This is a genomic window from Polaromonas sp. CG_9.7 (assembly GCF_015752205.1).
Lineage (GTDB): Bacteria > Pseudomonadota > Gammaproteobacteria > Burkholderiales > Burkholderiaceae_C > Polaromonas.
In genome coordinates, this window is record NZ_JADOVG010000013.1 from 19,094 (window position 1) to 37,979 (window position 18,886).

The 18,886-nt window shown below is 61.5% G+C and carries 20 protein-coding genes; 15 read left to right on the plus strand and 5 right to left on the minus strand.

Going from position 1 to position 18,886, the window contains the following annotated elements:
* Window positions 1–127: 127 nt before the first annotated feature.
* Window positions 128–814 carry a lipoprotein-releasing ABC transporter ATP-binding protein LolD gene (gene lolD, locus IWX87_RS13585; protein WP_231374804.1) on the plus strand — a complete coding sequence of 229 codons (687 nt, stop codon included), beginning with the start codon at window positions 128–130 and terminating at the stop codon, window positions 812–814.
* Between the two features lie 92 nt (window positions 815–906).
* On the opposite strand, the gene IWX87_RS13590 is transcribed toward lolD, so the two are convergent.
* A complete protein-coding gene (locus tag IWX87_RS13590) occupies window positions 907–1,401 on the minus strand; it encodes a hypothetical protein (protein WP_196864066.1) in 495 nt (164 codons plus the stop codon).
* Window positions 1,402–1,719: 318 nt separating this feature from the next.
* Here IWX87_RS13590 and IWX87_RS13595 point away from each other — a divergent pair, with 318 nt between their 5' ends.
* From IWX87_RS13595 to IWX87_RS13620, 6 genes are all read left to right on the plus strand, one after another.
* Window positions 1,720–1,995: a DnaJ domain-containing protein gene (locus IWX87_RS13595; protein WP_196864146.1), complete on the plus strand. Its 276-nt coding sequence runs from the start codon at window positions 1,720–1,722 to the stop codon at window positions 1,993–1,995.
* A 14-nt stretch (window positions 1,996–2,009) separates the two neighbouring features.
* Window positions 2,010–2,585 carry a hypothetical protein gene (locus IWX87_RS13600; protein WP_196864067.1) on the plus strand — a complete coding sequence of 192 codons (576 nt, stop codon included), beginning with the start codon at window positions 2,010–2,012 and terminating at the stop codon, window positions 2,583–2,585.
* A gap of 60 nt (window positions 2,586–2,645) precedes the next feature.
* Window positions 2,646–3,395, plus strand: coding sequence for a hypothetical protein (locus tag IWX87_RS13605; RefSeq protein WP_196864068.1), 750 nt, complete (start codon window positions 2,646–2,648; stop codon window positions 3,393–3,395).
* 38 nt (window positions 3,396–3,433) lie between these two features.
* The gene (locus IWX87_RS13610; protein WP_370583902.1) at window positions 3,434–4,750 is read left to right on the plus strand and encodes a hypothetical protein; all 1,317 of its coding nucleotides are present in this window, start codon (window positions 3,434–3,436) and stop codon (window positions 4,748–4,750) included.
* A 159-nt stretch (window positions 4,751–4,909) separates the two neighbouring features.
* Complete coding sequence (locus IWX87_RS13615; protein ID WP_231374796.1) at window positions 4,910–5,935, plus strand: patatin-like phospholipase family protein; 1,026 nt, start codon at window positions 4,910–4,912, stop codon at window positions 5,933–5,935.
* A gap of 60 nt (window positions 5,936–5,995) precedes the next feature.
* Window positions 5,996–6,184, plus strand: a complete 189-nt coding sequence (locus IWX87_RS13620; RefSeq protein WP_196864070.1) for a hypothetical protein — start codon at window positions 5,996–5,998, stop codon at window positions 6,182–6,184.
* A 94-nt stretch (window positions 6,185–6,278) separates the two neighbouring features.
* On the opposite strand, the gene IWX87_RS13625 is transcribed toward IWX87_RS13620, so the two are convergent.
* The 4 genes from IWX87_RS13625 to IWX87_RS13640 form a co-directional block, all read right to left on the minus strand.
* Window positions 6,279–7,331 carry a VWA domain-containing protein gene (locus tag IWX87_RS13625; RefSeq protein WP_196864148.1) on the minus strand — a complete coding sequence of 351 codons (1,053 nt, stop codon included), beginning with the start codon at window positions 7,329–7,331 and terminating at the stop codon, window positions 6,279–6,281.
* Window positions 7,332–7,362: 31 nt separating this feature from the next.
* Window positions 7,363–8,349 (minus strand): DUF58 domain-containing protein, encoded by a 987-nt coding sequence (locus tag IWX87_RS13630; protein ID WP_196864071.1) that lies wholly within the window; start codon window positions 8,347–8,349, stop codon window positions 7,363–7,365.
* A gap of 191 nt (window positions 8,350–8,540) precedes the next feature.
* Window positions 8,541–9,563, minus strand: a complete 1,023-nt coding sequence (locus IWX87_RS13635; RefSeq protein ID WP_196864072.1) for a MoxR family ATPase — start codon at window positions 9,561–9,563, stop codon at window positions 8,541–8,543.
* Between the two features lie 21 nt (window positions 9,564–9,584).
* Complete coding sequence (locus IWX87_RS13640) at window positions 9,585–10,544, minus strand: S1C family serine protease (RefSeq protein WP_196864073.1); 960 nt, start codon at window positions 10,542–10,544, stop codon at window positions 9,585–9,587.
* A gap of 278 nt (window positions 10,545–10,822) precedes the next feature.
* Here IWX87_RS13640 and IWX87_RS13645 point away from each other — a divergent pair, with 278 nt between their 5' ends.
* The 8 genes from IWX87_RS13645 to IWX87_RS13680 all read left to right on the plus strand — a co-directional run bounded on the left by IWX87_RS13645 (window position 10,823) and on the right by IWX87_RS13680 (window position 18,886).
* A complete protein-coding gene (locus IWX87_RS13645) occupies window positions 10,823–11,671 on the plus strand; it encodes a TatD family hydrolase (protein WP_196864074.1) in 849 nt (282 codons plus the stop codon).
* Window positions 11,665–12,285, plus strand: coding sequence for a DNA-deoxyinosine glycosylase (locus IWX87_RS13650; RefSeq protein ID WP_370583903.1), 621 nt, complete (start codon window positions 11,665–11,667; stop codon window positions 12,283–12,285). Before IWX87_RS13645 ends, IWX87_RS13650 begins: the two co-directional genes overlap by 7 nt.
* Window positions 12,282–13,343: a site-specific integrase gene (locus tag IWX87_RS13655; protein ID WP_196864075.1), complete on the plus strand. Its 1,062-nt coding sequence runs from the start codon at window positions 12,282–12,284 to the stop codon at window positions 13,341–13,343. The genes IWX87_RS13650 and IWX87_RS13655 overlap by 4 nt, the downstream gene beginning before the upstream one ends.
* Window positions 13,344–13,401: 58 nt before the next feature.
* A complete protein-coding gene (locus tag IWX87_RS13660) occupies window positions 13,402–14,166 on the plus strand; it encodes a spermidine synthase (RefSeq protein ID WP_196864076.1) in 765 nt (254 codons plus the stop codon).
* Window positions 14,167–14,208: 42 nt separating this feature from the next.
* Window positions 14,209–16,011 carry a GspE/PulE family protein gene (locus IWX87_RS13665; RefSeq protein WP_196864077.1) on the plus strand — a complete coding sequence of 601 codons (1,803 nt, stop codon included), beginning with the start codon at window positions 14,209–14,211 and terminating at the stop codon, window positions 16,009–16,011.
* A gap of 135 nt (window positions 16,012–16,146) precedes the next feature.
* Window positions 16,147–16,635 carry a tripartite tricarboxylate transporter TctB family protein gene (locus IWX87_RS13670; protein WP_196864078.1) on the plus strand — a complete coding sequence of 163 codons (489 nt, stop codon included), beginning with the start codon at window positions 16,147–16,149 and terminating at the stop codon, window positions 16,633–16,635.
* Window positions 16,636–16,643: 8 nt separating this feature from the next.
* Complete coding sequence (locus IWX87_RS13675; protein ID WP_196864079.1) at window positions 16,644–18,155, plus strand: tripartite tricarboxylate transporter permease; 1,512 nt, start codon at window positions 16,644–16,646, stop codon at window positions 18,153–18,155.
* 242 nt (window positions 18,156–18,397) lie between these two features.
* Window positions 18,398–18,886 (plus strand): tripartite tricarboxylate transporter TctB family protein, encoded by a 489-nt coding sequence (locus IWX87_RS13680; protein ID WP_196864080.1) that lies wholly within the window; start codon window positions 18,398–18,400, stop codon window positions 18,884–18,886.

Sequence of the window (18,886 nt, forward strand, 5' to 3'; positions counted from 1 at the left end):
TGGGGAGGGGATGCCGCAGAGCGTCGCTCCCATGCCCCCCGAGGGGGCCGCTGCGCCTGCGGACTGGCAAAGCCAGATCCGCGTCCCCGACTTGCAGGGGCGGGGCTTGGAACCCGAACCCGCCCAACTGCAAGGCGAAGTCGTGCTGCGCGCCATTGGCCTGACCAAGCGTTTCACCGAAGGCCGGTTGGACGTGACGGTGCTGCAGGGCGTGGACCTGCAGGTGCATCGCGGCGAGACGCTGGCCATTGTCGGCACCTCGGGTTCGGGCAAAAGCACCTTGCTGCATTTGATGGGTGGGCTCGACGCGCCGACCAGCGGGCAGGTCGAATTGAAAGGCCAGGTTTTGTCCAGTCTGTCGCCTGCCGCGCAGGGTGAGTTGCGCAACCTGCACCTGGGTTTTGTCTATCAGTTCCACCATTTGCTGCCCGAGTTCAGCGCGCTGGACAACGTTGCCATGCCGCTGTGGATTCGGCGCCTGGACCGTGCCAAAGCCTCGGAAATCGCCAGCAAAATGCTTGCCAGCGTGGGGCTGGAAGACCGGATTCACCACCGCCCTTCCGAGCTTTCAGGCGGTGAACGCCAGCGCGTGGCGATTGCCCGCGCCCTGGTGACGCAGCCTGCCTGCGTGCTGGCCGACGAGCCCACCGGCAACCTCGACCGGGCCACGGCCGACGGGGTATTCCAGCTGATGCTCAGGCTCTCCCGCGAACACGGCACGGCGTTTGTGGTGGTGACACACGACGAGGCGCTGGCGGCGCGGTGCGGGCGGCAATTGCGGCTGGTATTGGGGAAGCTGTCGGAGGCAGGGTGAGCCCGCAAGTCTTTATGGCCGGTGCTGGGAAAAGGGCACAGCCATAAAAAAAGACAGGCCATGCCTGTCTTTTTCGAGAGTGCAAAAGCCGCTTACTTGACGGCGGCAGCTTTCACATCTGCCTTGCCTTCGGCTTTCACGGCGGTGGTGGCCGATGCCGCATTGGCCTTGTCAGCCTTGGCGTCAACCTTGACCTTGTCGGTCTTGGCGGTGGCATTGACCATGGCCTTGTCAGCTTTGGCGTCGGCCTTGGCATCGACTTTTTCGGCCTTGGCTTGTGCCGCTACCTTGTCCTTGGGATCGGCCTTGGCAACGTTGGCATGGGCTTTTGACTTGCTGTCGGTGGACTCGGCATGTGCTTTTGCCTTGACATTGCCAGATTTCACTTCGGCTTTTTCAACCTTGGCGTCGGCCTTGGCGTCCACTTTGGCTTCAGAGGCGACGGCCTTGACAGTGGCTTTGTCAGCCTTGGCTTCTGCTTTCACAACTGCGGGCGTGGCCGGCGTGACCACAGGTGCTACAGACACTTGGGCAAATGCACCCGAAACAAACAGACCGGCGATCAGGGAAGCGAGTAACTTGTTCATGGTAAGCCTTTGTTAAAAATCAATCGATGCAGCGTTTTTGTTGCATCTGGTCTGTTAACGAAGCGCATCCGGATGCAGTTGACTGGCTTTACATGGCCTTTGCAATTCAAGTGCAGGCCGGTGCTGGGGCTGGCCGGGATCTGCTCACGGGCTTGACCTTCATGAACCGTGGGCGTCCCGCCGCATACCCGCTGGCGCCCTGCGCCTCAAGCATAATCACCGGCTTCGCGCATTGCGGTGGAACCTTCAGCCGCAAGGTCGTGGCAGCAGGCCCCGCCAGTGCGCCACTTCCCGTTCCAGGACGAAATCACCCCACGCATGACGGACCACTACACCACCCTTGGGCTCAACAGCGCTGCGACGCTGGCCGACATCAAAAAGTCGTTTCGCCAGAAGGCGTCGTACTGGCATCCGGACAAAAATGCGGCGCCGCATGCTGCAGAACGTTTTCGCGCCGTGCAGCAGGCCTACGAAGTGCTGTCCGATCACGACAGGCGCCAGGCGTACGATGACAACCGGCGGCGCAACCTGCTCGACAGTCCGCTGGAAACAGCGCAGGACATCTGGCAAAACTATTTCAATTCACTGCTCTGAAAACTAAGCGCAACATGACTATTTCCCCGTTTTTCCGCAACCTGCGCACAGCCTACCGCGCTGAAATGGACGACCTGACGTTTGACTCCGACGGGCGCGACGTGCTGCGTCAGCGACTGGGCGAAAAGCGCAAGGAAATCGGTTTTCTGGTGCAAATGATGGAACTCAGCCCTGAAATGGTGGCGGTCATTTTTCACCAGGGCCTGCGCTTCACCGAGCCTGCGTTGATGGAGCACCTGCTCAGCCGTGAAGCCGATGAACTGCCCGACTGGGCCCACGTGTGCGGGGGCATCGAGCTGACGCCGTGGGCCCGCGACCTGAGCCAAATTATCCTCAAGGCGCCTGCTGGCGAATGGTTCCTGACAGTGGCGGCGGGCCTGCAGTACATGGCGGACAAGCCGGACAATTCCGATAAGGCATTCGCCGGGCAGGACACCGACGAGGACGATGACAGCGATCAGGACGACGACAGCGATGGCTTTGACGATTTCAACGACCACGAAAGCGATGAAGTCCGCGGCGACGCCCGGGACCGCAAGGAAGCAGGCGCCAGCTGGCTTGAAGGTCAGGGCTTTGACCACAAGGACTGATTACCCGCTGTATTTCTGCATGCACCGTCAAAAAACCAAACCAAGCGACTTCAAGCCTTTATGAACCATCTCGCCCTGATTGAAAAAACCCAGCTTCTCATTGCCGCTGGCGACATCGTCGGCGCCGAATCCGCGCTGGTCGAACTGGCCGATGCCCAGGGGGATGCCGCGCTGATGGTCGTGCTCGACATGCTGCCGGCCAAGGACATCCTGGCGGTCATCCGCGAGTACGACAACTCGAAGGAATCCATCGTCAACCTGCTGGTCACGCCCGAGCAGTTTGCGCGCGCCGTGGTGATTGAAAAGCAGTACAAGGACCTGACGCGAACCCATCTGCGCGGCATGATGAACGCCATCATCTTCCGCGAGGACGCCGACCCGCTGACGTTCATCAACGCCATTGGCGACCTGGAAGGCGGCAGCGAAGCGCTGGCCGACTACTTCACCGACAAATGGGACCGCATCGAGGCCTTTGCCTTCAATGGCAGCTTTGACGCGATGAAAGACACCGGCGAGCTGATCTCGAAAGCCGACCTGCAGGCCAGAAGCTATGAACGGCCACAGGTCGAGCAGGACGAGGTGGCCGACCACGACTGGATGGAATTGGCCTGGCTGCTGCGCTACCAGAACCCGGACCTGTTCATCGAGATGCTCACCGTGTTGCGGGCCAAGGCGCGTGCCCATGACCTGGGAGCCGAGGACGACGAGTCGCTGGATGACGAAGACGACGGCAAGGTCGAGACCGGCGACACCGACCGGGGCAAGGCCACGCCGGTCGCTCGCGATTCGGACGAGGAATCGGCCATCTGACGCGCTTGCCGCCCAGACCGCACGCCTTGACCATGACGATGAACGCTTCAGATTCCTCTGCGCCCACTGCTTCCGCTGCGTCGGTTTCGCTCTACGATGCGCGGCCGTTTTTTGAAAAAGCGCTGCAGTTTGGCGTGCAAAACGGCATGCTCGACAGCCACAAACTCGACGCCATCCGTACCGATGCGCCCAAGGGCATGGTGCAGATTGCGCGCTATTTCGGCAACGAGTTCCTGCGTCCGGACATTGAAAAGGCCAGGGACCGCATCGTCAACCTGGTCAGCCTATCCCTCGAAAGCACCAGTGGCGGCGACCTGCGGCAGGCCGCCGAGTTGCTGCGCGACCATTCCTTCATGTCGCGCTCCAAGGCTGGCTCGGACATGCTCCGCGCCTTGCTTGCGCTGCCCGAAAGCACGGGTTTTCATGCCAGTCTGGAGAGCAGCCTTGATGCCGGTGGCCCGCCCAAAGGGCTGGCCGAATGGTCGCTGAAAAGCCTGGCCGATTACCAGGCCGAACTGGCCCGTCGCCAGCCGATCCAGCATGAGAAAGAAGCCGCCGTCTGGCTGGCCGGGCAACTCGGCCTGAACATCGACGCCTTGGAAGAGGCGCACACCCATGCCGAAGCGGTGATCCGCAGCGCCTTGCTGGCGCTGGCCACGCGGCACACCGAAATGCCGGACTGGGTCGAGTTTGAAAAAATGGTGGCCGACCTGCGCAAGAAATACCAGGCTGCCCGGGCGCTCACCGACGCCAAGACCCAAAAGGCCGCCAGTGCCCGTGCGCAGACGCTGTCCCTGACGATTCCGCAGGACTTGCCCGATGAATTCCGGGACGTGGTGCAGGCCGTGCGCCAGTCCGTGCTGGCCGACCTGCCACAAATTTTGGACAGCGCGCTGAGCGCCCGGGCGCTGTTTGCCAATGACAGCGAACACCACCATGCGCCATTGCTCGGCCGCTATTTCTGGATTGAAGACATCGCCAGCGAGATGCATTACCACGAGCAGTCGGTCTCCCTTGCCTGGGACAAGGTGACGGGTGGCAACTGCGACGACGGCTCGCTGTTGACGCTGCTGCTGTGTGTGGCCGCCGGTGCCACGCCCAAAACCGTCCTGACTGAAAAAGCCGCTGCAGCACTGGTCCGCAAGATTCAAAAGCCAGGTGCCGAGCCGGGGTTCAGGCCCGATCTGGCCAGCCAGTACATCGTTGACCATGCGCCTGCCGAGCACCAGGACGCGTATCTGCAGTTGTGGGAGGACTTTGTCGAAGAGGCCGGCCCGACGCTGCAAAGCGATTCGACCTATGCGCGCAAGGATGCCCTGGCGTTGCTGCGGCGCGAATGCCATGTCATCGCCTGAACCGGTGTCCGCAGCGTTGCCGGGTGCTTGCCTGTCGGGATTTCAGGAAAATTCCTGACGCAGTGACTCCCGGTCTGCAATGCTATGCTGCACTGCAACATAGTCGCATGCTTTGTCTGAAACTCAGGCCTGGCGTGCAAGCACCGACAAGGACGCACTTTGCTTTTTGGAAGACGCAGCCAGCAAACCATCAACCTCGCCCTGCAGGGCGGTGGCGCACATGGCGCCTTCACCTGGGGGGTTCTCGACCAGTTGCTGGAAGACGGCCGAACCGGCTTCGAAGGTGTCAGCGGCACCAGTGCCGGCGCCATGAATGCCATCGTTTTAGCGCAGGGCCTGATGACCGGTGGCCGCGAAGGTGCGCGGGCCGCGCTGCAGGCGTTCTGGCGCCAGGTGGCGGAAAGCCTGCCGTTTGAAATTGCCACGCCGTCCAGGGACGGGCAGGATGTCAAGCTGGTGCCGGCCTTCAAGATGATGTTGCAGTTTGCCCATTACTTTTCGCCGCAACAACTCAATCCCTTCGATGTCAACCCGCTGCGCAAGATCTTGCTGGCGCAGGTGGACTTCGAGCGCCTTCGACGCGACAGCCCGGTCAAGCTCTACATTGCCGCGACCAACGCCAACTCAGGCAAGGTCCGGCTGTTCCGCTCGCCGGAAATCAGCGCGGATGCGATTCTGGCCTCTGCCTGCTTGCCGCAGATGGCGCGGTCGGTCGTCATTGAAGGCGAGCCCTACTGGGATGGCGGTTATGCGGCCAATCCGGCGGTTTTTCCGCTGGTTTACGAATGCAAGAGCGCGGATATTCTGATGGTTCTGCTCACCCCCCTGAAATACCAGCGCACGCCGAACAGCGTGCAGGAAATCAAGGACCGCGTACTTGAACTGGCTTTCAATTCAACCTTTCTGCGGGAAATGCGCATGTTTGCCCATGCCCGTGACTACGCCAGCGAATCGTTTTTTCCTGTCGGAAGGATCGAAAGGCGACTGGTTCGCCTGAATTTCCATGTGATCGATGCGCCGGAACAAATGAATGCGTTCAAGACCGAAACCAAGCTTGCGGCCAACATGGAGTTTTTTGAACTGCTGAAAAATATGGGTCGCCAGCGGGCCAAGGCCTGGCTGGAAGCGAATCATGGCGACATTGGCAAGCGTTCCACCGTCGATCTGGCTGAATTGTTTTACTGAAAGTGAAGGCTATTGAAGTGGCCAATGAAAAAGCCGTCCATTTTTTAAGGAGTAGCGGTCATGAAAAATCCGTTTATGAGCATGTTTTTGAGTGGCGCCAACAAGATCGCCGGATCGGCCCGCGCCCAGGCCACGGCCGCCGTCAAGCGCGAAGCCGCCAAGAACACCCGTCAGGCGACCAAGGTTTGGACTGATGCGCTGATGCCCAAGGCTGCGGCCCCCAAAAGGAAGAAATCGGCAAAAAAGTAGGATGCTATTAAAAAAATAGCTGACTACGCCCGCCCGTATTGCGAAAACGGCTTATTTCTCTTGAAAACGCCTGCCAAGAATGGCTTGAAGGGCGTCAGAGAATCCGGTTGAACCAGAGCAGCGACAGGCCGGCTGACAGCAAGCCCAGAAGGGCAGCGACCAAGGCCAGCAGCCCGGAAATCTCGGTTTCCTTTTTCTCCACCGTCAAGCGGGAACTGAGCGTCTGGTAGACCTTTTTCAGGTCGCCCGCCGTGCCCGCATAAAAGTATTCGGCCTGGGTGGCGCGGGCAATGCTCTTTAGGGTTTCCTCGTCGAGCCTGACGCGCATGGACCAGCCTTCAAAGCCGATGGTCTCGCCTTCGACCGTGCCGACGCCCACGGTATAGACCCGCACACCCCGGTCCGCCGCTGCCTTGGCCGCGTCGAGCGAATCGACGCCGGTGGTGCGCTGGCCGTCGGTCAGCAGGATGATGGCGGCCGAACTGTAGGAGCCGGGTGCGACGGGCGTGAATGGTTTTTTGCTGCTGGCGTCGTTCTTGCCGGCCTGGTCGAGCGACAGGCCGCGCTTGCGGTCGTTGCCGGTTTCGAGCGTTTCCAGGTCGATGCCGGCGTCGGGAAACAACTCGCCGAGCGACACGACGATGCCGTTGCCGATGGCTGTGCCGCGTTGCAGCTGGAACTTGTCAATCGCCGTCGTCAGGTCTTCACGGCTCAAGGTCGGCGGTTGTACCACGGCGGCGGTGCCGGCAAAGGCCACCACGCCGACCCGCACGCTGCGCGGCAGGTCGGCCAGAAAAGCCTTGGCGGCATTTTGCGACGCCACCAGCCGGTTGGGCTGCACGTCGGTTGCCCGCATGCTGCCCGACACATCCATCGCCAGGATGATGGTTTCGTTTTGCGACGGCAGCGTCACCACGGCGAACGGGCGCGACGATGCCACCAGCATGGCGGCCAGCGACAGCAAAAACAGCAGCGGCGGGATGTGCCGGCGAAAGCCCTGGCCCTTTGCCATGGCTTCCCGCACGATGGACAGGCTGGCATAGCGCAGCGCCATTTTTTTCTTCCGGCCCAGCAGCCAGAGATACACGGCGACCAGCAATGGAAGGGCCAGCAGCAGCCACAGGAACTGCGGCCAGAGAAAAGTCATGGGAAGTGTCATGGTGATGTTTCCACGCTGTTCAGCCTGCACGGGCCAGGTGGGCCGGCAGACGGCCTGCCGCTCCAGAAGCGCCGGACAGGCGGCTGCGTTGTTTGCGCAGGTCGGTAAAACGCAGGATGGCGTCGGCGAGGTTGTCGTCGGTTGAAAGTTCCAACGTGTCAACGCCCGCATTTCCCAGCGCCTGGCGCAGGTCGGCTTCGCGCTGGGCCGCGATGCGCGCAAAGCGTTTGCGAAAGCCGGCATCGTGGGTATCGACCAGCAACTGTTCGCCGGTTTCGGCATCGACAATCGGGATCAGGCCCAGGTCGGGCAATTCGAGTTCCAGCGGGTCGAGCAGGCGCACCGCCACCACGTCATGCCGCTGGGCAAGTTGCCCCAGCGGCGCTTCCCAGCCCGCTTCGGTGATGAAATCGGACACCACGAACACGGTTGAGCGGCGGCGTACCAGGTTGGCGGCCGACGCCAGCAGTTCATGCAGGCGGGTCGGACCCGCGCTGGGCGTTTGCGGCCGCGACCGCAGGGTGTGCAGCAGGTTCAGCACATGGGGGCGGCCGCTGCGCGCCGGCAGCGTGGTATCGACGCCGGCGCCGTAGAGCATTGCGCCGACACGGTTGCCATGGCGCGTCAACAAGCGCGCCAGCACGGCCACGAAGTCGGTCAGCACCTGGCGCTTGGCGATTTCACCGGAGCCGAAATCCATCGACGGGCTCAAGTCCAGCAAAAACCATGCGCTCATCTCGCGGTCTTCGGTGAACACGCGCACATGCGGCTGTTGCAGCCGCGCCGTGACGTTCCAGTCGATATGCCGCACATCGTCATGGAACTGGTATTCCCGCAGGTCCGCCAGGTCCATGCCAGTGCCGCGAAACAGCGTGCGGTAGTCACCCTGCAGCAGCCCGTCCAGCCGGCGCAATACCGTCCATTCGAGCCGGCGCAGAAGATGGTCAGCGCTTTCGGCAGGGGCTGGCGCCACCGGTGGTGGTACAGCGTGTGAAAGCCTAGGCATGGCAAATTCCCCGATTGTCCAAGCACCGGCCACGGAACCGGCTTTGCCGGGCCGCAGGCGGGGCGGCCCCCTCGGGGGGCAGCGACCCGCGAAGCGGCGGAGCGTGGGGGTTAAGTACTCGGGCCGCAGGCGGGGCGGCCCCCTCGGGGGGCAGCGACCCGCGAAGCGGCGGAGCATGGGGGCTCATCACTCTAGGCCGCAAGTTTTTCATGCGCAAGCGGCTTGGCGGGTTGCGGGATTCTGGCCATGATTTTTTCCACGATCCGGTCGGCGGAAAAGCCTTCCGACAGCGCTTCGTACGACAGCACCAGGCGGTGGCGCAGCACGTCGGGGATCAGGTCGGTCATGTCTTCGGGCAATGCATAGCTGCGGCCGCGCAGCATGGCCAGGGCGCGTGCACCTTCGGTGAGGTTGATGGTGGCGCGCGGGCTGGCGCCGAAGGTGATGAAACGCGCCAGCTCATCGAGGCCATGCCTGCCCGGGTTGCGTGTAGCCGACACCAGCCGAACCGCATACTGCACCAGCGACGGATCGACATAGACGCGCCGGCACTCGGCCTGCAGCGCAGCCAGCTGCAGGGTAGTCGCCACGGCCGACACCGACACCGCCGGGCCGGTGACGCGCTGGACGATGACGAACTCTTCCTCGTCGGAGGGGTAGTCGACCACCACCTTCATCATGAAGCGGTCCACCTGCGCCTCGGGCAGCGGGTAGGTGCCTTCGGTTTCAATCGGGTTTTGCGTGGCCATGACCAGGAATGGCGCGGGCACGTGGTGCGTTATGCCGGCAATCGTCACCTGCCGCTCCTGCATCACCTCCAGCAGCGCGCTCTGTACCTTGGCCGGCGCCCGGTTGATCTCGTCGGCCAGCAGCAGGTTGGTGAACACCGGGCCCAGCGAGGTCGTGAACTCGCCGGTTTTCTGGTTGTAGATTCGCGTGCCCACCAAGTCGGCGGGCACCAGGTCGGGCGTGAACTGGATGCGCTTGAACTGGCCGTTGATGGTTTGCGCCAGCGTCTTGATCGTCAGCGTCTTGGCCAGACCGGGGACGCCTTCAACCAGCAGATGGCCTTGCGCCAGGATGGCAACCATGACGCGTTCCAAAAACCGGTCCTGCCCGACCACCACGCGCTTGACCTCGTAGAGGATCTGCTCCATGAGTTGCGCGGTGTCGTGACTGGCAGCCGCCGAATGCTCAAAATGGTTCGAATCCATGAAAAAACCTTTCAAAACACGTCAAAAAGGAGTCATCCCGGCGGCCGAGGCGGCGTTTTCAATCGGCACTGCAAAACCGATGCCAACAAAAGAGCGCTGACCGTTAGGGTTGTAGATGGCCGTGACGATGCCGATCACCTCGCCTTCCAGGGTGACCAGCGGGCCGCCCGAATTGCCGGGATTGGCGGCGGCATCGAACTGGATCAGGTTGGTGATGACCTGTTGTCCGTCAGGCGAGCGAAAGCTGCGCTTGAGCCCCGAGATGATGCCGCTGGAGGCCGACGGACCAATGCCGAAGGGATAGCCCACGGCCACCACGCCGTCGCCCGGCGCCAGGTCGGATGTCGAGCGCAGCGTGGCAGCCATCAGGTCGTCGGGAATCTTGTGCGCCTGCAGCACCGCCAGGTCGTTCTCGGGCTGCACGCCGGTGATGCTGGCGGTGGATTCCAGTCCGTCGGCAAAGGTGAGCTTGATGGTTTGCGCGCCCTGCACCACATGCAGGTTGGTCAGGATGGTGCCCTTGTCCGTGATGACGACACCGGTGCCCACGCTGCGGTCGGCATGTTCGTCGCTGTCCTTGTCCTTGGTTGGCTTGCCCAGCCCGGTCACGCGCACCACCGACGGAATGATGGCTTCGTAGGCTTTGACCGCTGGCGAGGGAAGCACGGTCGTTTCCAGGGTCTTCAGCACGGCGGCGTTGATGTCCTTCTGGGTCAGCTTGCGGGCGCCAGGCTGCATCGAAGAGAACAAGCTGATCGCCAGCAGCAGTGCCAGCAACCCGACCACCGACCACAGCAGGTGGATGTTGTGAAGGGACAGGTGCCGCAGGAGGCGAGTGGCAACTGATTGAGGCTGACCTGTCCGATTGTCTTCTGGCGGCGCCTGCGAAGCACCGTTTGGCGTTGCAGGCCCGTCGGTGTTTGAACCTACCGGCGCAGGACGCTGGCGTTGGGAACTACTGTAAAGGGCAGGCCTGCGCATCCGTTCACCTGTGGGGTAATGTGGAGAAACCAGCGGGACAAAAAATGCACCGTATCATGATTTCTGCTTTGCTGCACTCACTCAAAGCCTTGCCAGGGGATTGTTGAAACAAGCGCTTTCGGTTTGTTTCAACTGGTCTCAAGAAGCACGGGTTGGCGTGGCAATGCCATACCCTGTGCGGCATTTGCTTTGAAAAAAACAGGCGCTATGCAGCTTCCCTTTGTATGTCAACATGCAGGACCAAGCCAATACAGGCCCGTCCCTTCACCACTACTTTCATGACCTTCTGGATTGACACGCATTGCCATCTTGACGCCGCAGAGTTTTCCGCCGATCGGGGCGACATGCGCGCGCGCGCTGCATCCGAAGGCGTGGCGCATTGCGTGCTGCCGGCTGTGGCGGTGGGCAACTTCGAGGCGGTCCGGCAGCTGGCGCATCGCTTTTCGGACAGCTATGCGCTGGGCATCCACCCGCTGTGCGTGCCCGGCGCGCAGGAGGCCGACCTGCAGGCGCTGGATGCGGAATTGCACCTTCGCCGGGACGATCCGCGCCTGGTGGCGGTCGGCGAGATCGGGCTGGATTATTTCGAGCCGGCGCTCAAGCAAAGCCCGATGCGCGAGCGGCAGGAATTTTTCTACCGCGAGCAGCTCAAGCTGGCGCGCCAGCACGGCCTGCCGGTGATGCTGCATGTGCGGCGTTCGGCCGACAAGCTGCTCAAGCACCTGCGCGATCTCAAGCCCGGGGGCGGCTGGCGCGGCATTGGCCATGCCTTCAACGGCAGCGAGCAGCAGGCGGCTGAATTCATCAAGCTGGGGTTGAAGCTCGGTTTTGGTGGCAACGTGACGTTTGACTCGGCGCTGCAGATCCGGCGTCTGGCCAGTTGCCTGCCGCTGGAGGCGCTGGTCATGGAAACTGATTCGCCTGACATTCCGCCGCACTGGCGCTACCGCACTGCAGCGCAGCGGCAGGACGGGCAGGGCCAAGGGCGCAACGAGCCGGCCGAACTGCCACGCATTGCCGGCGTGCTGGCGCAGCTTCGCGGCTTGACGCCCGAAGCGCTGGCGCGGGCCACCACGGCCAATGCGCTGCAGGCTTTTCCCAAGCTCCAGGCATTGATGCCGTGCTGACCGGCATGGCGCCGCTGGTGTCCGGCAACACGCGGCTGTTGATTCTGGGCAGTTTTCCCGGCGTGGCCTCTTTGGCGGCGCAGCAATACTATGGCCATCCGCAAAACCGGTTCTGGGCAATTTTGCAAGCCATTTGGCCCTCTTGCGCAATGCCTACGGGTGCCAATAGCTATAAAATACGTAGCGAGTGGCTGCTGGACAGGGGTCTGGGCCTGTGGGACGTGTATGCCGCCTGCGAGCGAGAAGGCAGCCTGGACAGCCGCATCCGCCAGCCGCAGGTGAATGATTTTTCGCAGCTGCGCTGCTGGTGCCCCGACCTGCTGGCGATTGCGCACAACGGCGGCGAAAGCTTTAAACATGCGCGCCATGTCAGTGCTGCGCTGACAACCCCGGCATCCCCTGTGGCCAAGCAGGGGCCGCAGGACCGGCTTTGCCGGACTGCAGGCGCAGCAGCCCCCTCGGGGGGCAGCGCATTACACGAAGTGAAAAGCGTGGGGGTACTATTTCACCGCTTGCCATCGACCAGCCCGGCCAATGCGTCCTGGTCGTTTGAGCGCAAGCTCTCCGCCTGGCGCGAGGTTTTTGAGCAACATGGATTGACCGACAAGCAATGAGCAAACTTCCGTTTCCCCTCACCACTGAAGACGTTTTCAAGGCCTGGGCGCTGGAGCGCGCCACCCAGCGCAAGGGCGGCCTGTCGCCACGCTCGCTGGCGTCCTACCATTCACTCTGGACCGGCTGGACCGAGTATTTGACGACGCACGGCCCGCTGGCCTGGAACGAGGCCAAGTCAATCGACGTGCGTGCCTACCTTGAAGCACTGAGCCCGCGCGGGCAGGCGCGCGGCATGCTGCATGTCAGCACCGTGACGCAGCGCCGCTACTTCCGCGTGCTGAAGAAAATTTATGCCTTTGCCCAGGCCCAGGACTGGGTGGCTGACAACCCGGTGGACGCGGGCGCGTCGGTGTCGGCCACCGAGCAGATGGATTCGCTGGTGTTCCATGCGCTTGACTGGGATGCACTGCTGCAGGCCGTGGCGCCGCCCATCGACCCGCCGCCGCAGGACCAGCCCTGGCTGGAAGTGCGCGACCAGGCGATCCTGCGCCTGATGATGCAGTCGGCCCTGACGGTGGCCGAACTGGCGGGGCTGGACATCGGCGATGTACAGCATCCCCGCCTGGGTTCCAGCCATGGTGTGGCCGAACTCTGGCCCACTGAGGAAACAGCGCCCGGCGGAGAAGCACCGGCGGTGATGCTCGACCTGAGCGGTGCCCGCAAGGCGCAAGACCGGCGCATCACCTTGCCTGTAGAAGCCAGCACCGCCGTGCTGGCCTGGCTCACCGTGCGCGCCACGCTGCCGCTGCCGCAGGACGCCGGCACGCCGCTGTTTGTCTCGCGCAAGAAGGCCGGCCGGCTGACGCCGCGCGCACTGTTTCACCTGGCCAACCGGCATGTGAGCAATACCCTGGGGCCGCGCTACCCCGACACCGTGCTGGCCCATGCCGGGCCGATGACGCTGCGCAATTCATGCATCGTGCGCTGGCTGGACGCCGGCCTGCCCGACGACGACATCCTGGTCCGCGCCGGCCTGCGAGAAGCCCAGGCCTTGCTGCGCCTGCGCAAGCATGTGCATGCCGCCGACACAGCCGATTCGGACGCGCCGCTGGCATGAGGTGAAAATGGGGTTGCGCCTGTGGCGCTTGCACTAAAAAACTCCCTCGATTGCTGCCATGTCAACCAAAGAAAATCCTAATGCCCGGGTCCTGCCCGAAGTCAACTTTTCCGACTTCGGCGATGTGCGCTTTCTGCATCTGGGCACCGAATGGGTGCAGGGCTCGATGCTGAAGGACGCGCCTTATGACATCGAGCTGGAGTATGTGCAGCGCATGATGGCCGGCCTGCTGTTCCTGGACGCCGAATCGGTGGCCAAAAAGCAGGCGATGCAGCTCGGGCTGGGGTCGGCGGCGCTGACCAAGTTTTGCCACAAAAAGCTGCGCATGAAAACCACCGCCATCGAGATCAACCCGCAGGTGGTCACCGCCTGCCGGCTCTGGTTCAAGCTGCCGCGCGACGATTCAAGGCTTCGCGTTATCGAAGCCGATGCGGCTGATGAAATCAAAAAACCAGCGCACCGTGGCACGGTTGATTTACTGCATGTGGACCTGTACGACCATGAAGCGGCCGCGCCAGTACTCGACGATGCCGATTTTTATGCCAACTGCCGCGAACTGTTGACAGAAAGCGGCGTGATGACAGTCAACCTGTTTGGCCGCGATTCGAGTTACGAAGCCTCGCTGGTCAAAATGGCCGAAGCCTTTGGTCCCGAGTCGATCTGGGCCTTCCGGCCGACGCGCGAGGGCAACACCGTGGTGCTGGCCCAGTTCGAGCCGACGCGGCCGGAGCGCGAGGAGTTGCTGCAGCGCGCCGGCATCATTGAGTCGCGCTGGGACTTGCCGGCCAAAAAATGGCTGCGGCTTTTCAGGCCGGTGTTTTGACTTTCCATTTTTTTTAACAAACCCTGTGTTGAAGAGTCCTTCATGAGCGTTGCGCATCCCCAAAAACCCCCCTTGAATCCGGATTTTGGAAGGCTGCATGCCGGGCATCTGGACTGGCGCAAGCTGGTTGAATGGCTGGGTGAGGATGGCCTCATCAGCACCGCCGATGCCCAGCGCACCATCGCCCGCTGTTCTCAGGTGCAAAGCGCCCAGCATCCGGTCGTCAGGCTGGCCAGCATCGGCATGAAACGGCTCCAGGATGGCAAGCCGCTGGATGCCGAAGCCATCAGCGAGTGGCTGGCCGGGTGTGCGGGACTGAAGTATTTGCGCATCGACCCGCTCAAGGTCGATGTGGGCAAGGTGGCTGACTCCATGTCGGCGGTGTATGCCGAGCGCCACAAGGTGCTGCCGGTGCAGGTCACGCCGCAGGAGCTGGTGATTGCCACCTCTGACCCGTTCGTCACCGACTGGGTGCCCGAGGTCGAGCGCCAGTCCCGGCGCAGCGTGCGCCTGGTGGTGGCCAATCCGCTGGAAATCAGCAAGTACACGGCCGAATTCTTTGCGCTGGCCAAATCGGTCAAGGCCGCACTCAAGTCGAGCGGCGGCTCGGGTTCGGCCAGTTTCGAGCAGCTGGTCGAGCTGAACAAGAGCAACCGCCAGCTCGACGCCAATGACCAGGGCGTGGTGCAGGTGGTGGACTGGCTCTGGCAGTACGCCTTTGACCAGCGCGCCAGCGACATCCACCTGGAGCCGCGCCGCGAGCAGGGCGTGATCCGCTTTCGCATCGACGGCATCCTGCATCCGGTGTACCAGCTGCCAATGGCCGTCCACAATGCCATGACGGCGCGCATCAAATTGCTCGGCCGCATGGATGTGGTCGAAAAGCGCCGGCCGCAGGATGGCCGCATCAAGACCCGCAACCCGCGCGGGGAAGAAATCGAGATGCGCCTGTCCACGCTGCCGACGGCCTTTGGCGAAAAAATGGTGATGCGCATTTTTGACCCCGACACGACGGTCAAGAACCTCGATGCGCTGGGTTTTTCATTGCACGACGCCGAGCGCTGGGAGCAGCTGGTCAAGCGCCCCTACGGCATCGTGCTCGTGACCGGGCCGACCGGCTCGGGCAAGACCACGACGCTGTATTCGACGCTCAAGCGGCTGGCCACCGAAGAGGTCAATATCAACACGATCGAAGACCCGATCGAGATGATCGAACCCGCCTTCAACCAGACGCAGGTCCAGCCGATGCTGAACTTCGGCTTTCCCGAAGGACTGCGCTCGCTGATGCGGCAAGACCCGGACATCATCATGGTCGGCGAGATTCGCGACTTGCCCACTGCCGAAATGGCGGTGCAGGCGGCGCTCACCGGTCATCTGGTGTTCAGCACATTGCACACCAACGATGCGCCGTCGGCGGTCTCGCGGCTGATGGAACTTGGCGTGCCGAACTACCTGATCAACGCCACGCTGCTCGGCGTGCTGGCCCAGCGGCTGGTGCGCACACTGTGCAGCCAGTGCCGCCAACCTGACGAAAATGCCAAGCGTGAAACGCTGGCCGAAATGGTCAAGCCCTGGCAGATCACGGGCAGCTACCTGCCCTATAAAGCGGTGGGCTGCGTTGATTGCCGGATGACCGGGTTCCGGGGACGCATGGGGCTGTACGAGTTGCTGACCGTGACGGAAGCATTCAAGGACAAAGTTTCAAAAGAGCCCAACATCGACACCTTGCGCCGCCAGGCGATCGGTGAAGGCATGCGGCCGCTGCGTCTGGCCGGTGCACTGAAAGTCGCCGAAGGCCTGACCACCATCGAAGAAATCCTCGCGACCACGCCCTCTCTTTCCTGATCTGCCCCCATCTGCTGAAAATGGAAATCTGCTGAATTTAATATTTTTTTGTCAGCTAGGGGTAAGCCATCTGAAGTGAAAAAATTGTTGCCTGCACAATATGCAGATTCATTTTTTACACAAAGGCTACAAATAGTGCACATAAAGAGTCAACCCGATTTTTATTCGGGAGTCATGTTCATGGTCTGCGGCGTGGCATTTGCATGGGGTGCCACCAACTACACGGTGGGTAACGCCGCGCGCATGGGACCCGGGTATTTTCCCCTGATGCTGGGTGCTTTGATGGCTTTGGTGGGGGTCGTGGTTACTTTCAATGCGCTGGGTGGAGACGCCCCCGGCGAGGACAAGATCGGCGCATGGGCATGGCGCCCGCTGTTCTATGTGATTGCCGCCAACTTTGTGTTTGGCGTATTGCTGGCCGGTGTGCGCAGTCTGGATGTGCCTGCCTTCGGACTGATCGTGGCGATTTACGCTTTGACATTTATTGCCAGCATGGCGCAAGCCGGCTGGAAATTCGTGCCCACGTTCATGCTGGCCACCGCGCTGGCCATTGGCAGTTACCTGGTTTTTGTACTGGCGCTGGCGCTGCAATTTCCGGTGTGGCCTGAATTCATCACCGGATAAGGACAAAAATGGATCTGCTTGCAAATTTGTCCTTGGGTTTCAGCGTGGCATTCACGCCGATCAACCTGATCTACGCGCTGGTTGGCTGCCTGTTGGGAACACTGATCGGCGTATTGCCGGGCATTGGCCCGGCGGCGACCATCGCCATGCTGCTCCCCGCCACCTACGCGCTGCCGCCCGAGTCGGCGCTGATTGCGCTGGCCGGTATTTACTATGGCTCGCAGTATGGCGGCTCGACCACGGCCATTTTGGTGAATCTGCCTGGCGAGTCGTCGTCGGTGGTCACGGTAATTGACGGCCACCAGATGGCCAAAAAAGGACGGGCAGGGCCGGCGCTGGCAGCTGCCGGACTGGGGTCGTTTTTTGCGGGCTGCGTGGGCACCGTCATGATCGCCGCCTTTGCGCCTGCGCTGACGGAAGTGGCCTTCAAGTTTGGTCCCGCCGAATATTTTGCGCTGATGCTGCTGGGCCTGATCGGAGCGGTGGTTTTGGCCTCGGGCTCACTGCTCAAGGCCATTGGCATGATCTTGCTGGGCCTGCTGCTCGGCCTGGTGGGCACCGACGTGAACTCTGGCGTGCCACGCTTCAGCTTTGACGTTCCCGAATTGACCGACGGCATCGGCTTCGTGGCGATTGCGATGGGTATTTTTGGCTACGGTGAAATCATCAGCAATCTGGCGCAGCGCGAAACCCAGCGCGAGGTGTTTGACATCAAGGTGGCGGGCCTGTTCCCGACCAAGCAGGATTTCAAGGACATGGTGCCCGCCGTGCTGCGCGGAACAGCGCTTGGTTGTGCGCTCGGCATCTTGCCGGGTGGCGGCGCCACCTTGTCGGCTTTTGCCGCCTACACCATTGAGAAGAAAGTCAAGGGTCGTCCCGGTGAAGTGCCGTTTGGCCAGGGCAATATTCGCGGCGTTGCCGGCCCCGAAGCGGCCAACAATGCAGGTGCTCAGGCGTCTTTCATTCCGCTGCTGACCCTGGGCATTCCATCGAACGTGGTGATGGCGCTGATGGTGGGCGCCATGATGATTCACAACATCCAGCCCGGCCCGCAGGTCATGACCAGCAACCCCGAGTTGTTCTGGGGCCTGATTGCCTCGATGTGGATTGGCAACGCGATGCTTGTTATCCTGAATCTGCCACTGATCGGCATGTGGATCAAACTGCTGACCGTGCCTTACCGCTACCTGTTTCCGTCAATTGTGCTGTTTTGTTCGATTGGTGTGTATTCGACGAACAACAACACCTGGGACATCTGGGTGGTGGGGTTTTTTGGCGTGGTGGGCTATATCTTCCACAAACTGCGCGCCGAGCCGGCGCCCTTGTTGCTGGGCCTGATTCTGGGCCCCATGATGGAGGAAAACCTGCGCCGGGCGCTGCTGCTGTCGCGCGGGGACTGGAGCACTTTTGCCACCCGTCCGATTTCTGCCGGTCTGTTGGTGGCCTGCGTGTTGCTGATGCTGGTCGTGCTGGTGCCCGCAGTGAAAAGCAAGCGGGAAGAAGCTTTCGTTGAAGAGTGAAGTTGCGAGCACGCACAAGAGGCGTGCGCATTGACCTTGAAAAAGCCACCCTTGGGGTGGCTTTTTTGTGTCAGCAGGGCATGGATATTTTTTGAGCGCCAACTCCACCGCTGAATTTGGTTGCGCCGAGGTCTCTTTAGATCACTCTGTACATAAGTGAAAGCCACATTTTTTGTGCTGGTAATTGAAAGCACAATGAAAGATTGAGATGCAGGTTCAATTTTTTATAAAGGAGACAAACCGTGAATATCAAGAGTCAAAAAGACTTTTTTTCCGGTCTTATGTTTATGGGCGTCGGGGTGGCGTTTGCCTGGGGGGCCACGACATACAACGTGGGTAACGGTGCGCGCATGGGGCCAGGTTACTTCCCGCTTTACCTGGGTGTCCTGATGACGATCCTGGGCGCGGCCATCACCTTCAAGTCGCTGGTGGTTGAAACCATGGGTGGCGACAAAATTGGCAAATGGGCCTGGAAGCCGCTGTTTTTCGTGATTTTGGCCAATCTGGTGTTTGGTGCGCTGCTTGCCGGCTTGCCGTACTTTGGCATCCCAGCAATGGGCCTGATCATTGCCATTTATGCGCTGACCTTCATTGCCAGCATGGCTGAAGAAGGCTGGAAGTTCAAGGCCACGTTCATTCTGGCCACGGTGCTTGCCGTGGGCAGTTACCTTGCTTTCGTGATTGCGCTGAAATTGCAGTTTCCAGTGTGGCCCGAGTTCATCACCGGCTAA

Coding starts and splice junctions, on each gene's coding strand:
- IWX87_RS13630 (WP_196864071.1), bottom strand. CDS start 8,349: ATGCCTAGGCTTTCACACGCTGTACCACCACCGGTGGCGCCAGCCCCT.
- IWX87_RS13625 (WP_196864148.1), bottom strand. CDS start 7,331: ATGACTTTTCTCTGGCCGCAGTTCCTGTGGCTGCTGCTGGCCCTTCCA.
- IWX87_RS13640 (WP_196864073.1), bottom strand. CDS start 10,544: ATGCGCAGGCCTGCCCTTTACAGTAGTTCCCAACGCCAGCGTCCTGCG.
- IWX87_RS13675 (WP_196864079.1), top strand. CDS start 16,644: ATGGATCTGCTTGCAAATTTGTCCTTGGGTTTCAGCGTGGCATTCACG.
- IWX87_RS13655 (WP_196864075.1), top strand. CDS start 12,282: ATGAGCAAACTTCCGTTTCCCCTCACCACTGAAGACGTTTTCAAGGCC.
- IWX87_RS13620 (WP_196864070.1), top strand. CDS start 5,996: ATGAAAAATCCGTTTATGAGCATGTTTTTGAGTGGCGCCAACAAGATC.
- IWX87_RS13635 (WP_196864072.1), bottom strand. CDS start 9,563: ATGGATTCGAACCATTTTGAGCATTCGGCGGCTGCCAGTCACGACACC.
- IWX87_RS13600 (WP_196864067.1), top strand. CDS start 2,010: ATGACTATTTCCCCGTTTTTCCGCAACCTGCGCACAGCCTACCGCGCT.
- IWX87_RS13665 (WP_196864077.1), top strand. CDS start 14,209: ATGAGCGTTGCGCATCCCCAAAAACCCCCCTTGAATCCGGATTTTGGA.
- IWX87_RS13610 (WP_370583902.1), top strand. CDS start 3,434: ATGAACGCTTCAGATTCCTCTGCGCCCACTGCTTCCGCTGCGTCGGTT.
- IWX87_RS13660 (WP_196864076.1), top strand. CDS start 13,402: ATGTCAACCAAAGAAAATCCTAATGCCCGGGTCCTGCCCGAAGTCAAC.
- IWX87_RS13605 (WP_196864068.1), top strand. CDS start 2,646: ATGAACCATCTCGCCCTGATTGAAAAAACCCAGCTTCTCATTGCCGCT.
- IWX87_RS13645 (WP_196864074.1), top strand. CDS start 10,823: ATGACCTTCTGGATTGACACGCATTGCCATCTTGACGCCGCAGAGTTT.
- IWX87_RS13590 (WP_196864066.1), bottom strand. CDS start 1,401: ATGAACAAGTTACTCGCTTCCCTGATCGCCGGTCTGTTTGTTTCGGGT.
- IWX87_RS13595 (WP_196864146.1), top strand. CDS start 1,720: ATGACGGACCACTACACCACCCTTGGGCTCAACAGCGCTGCGACGCTG.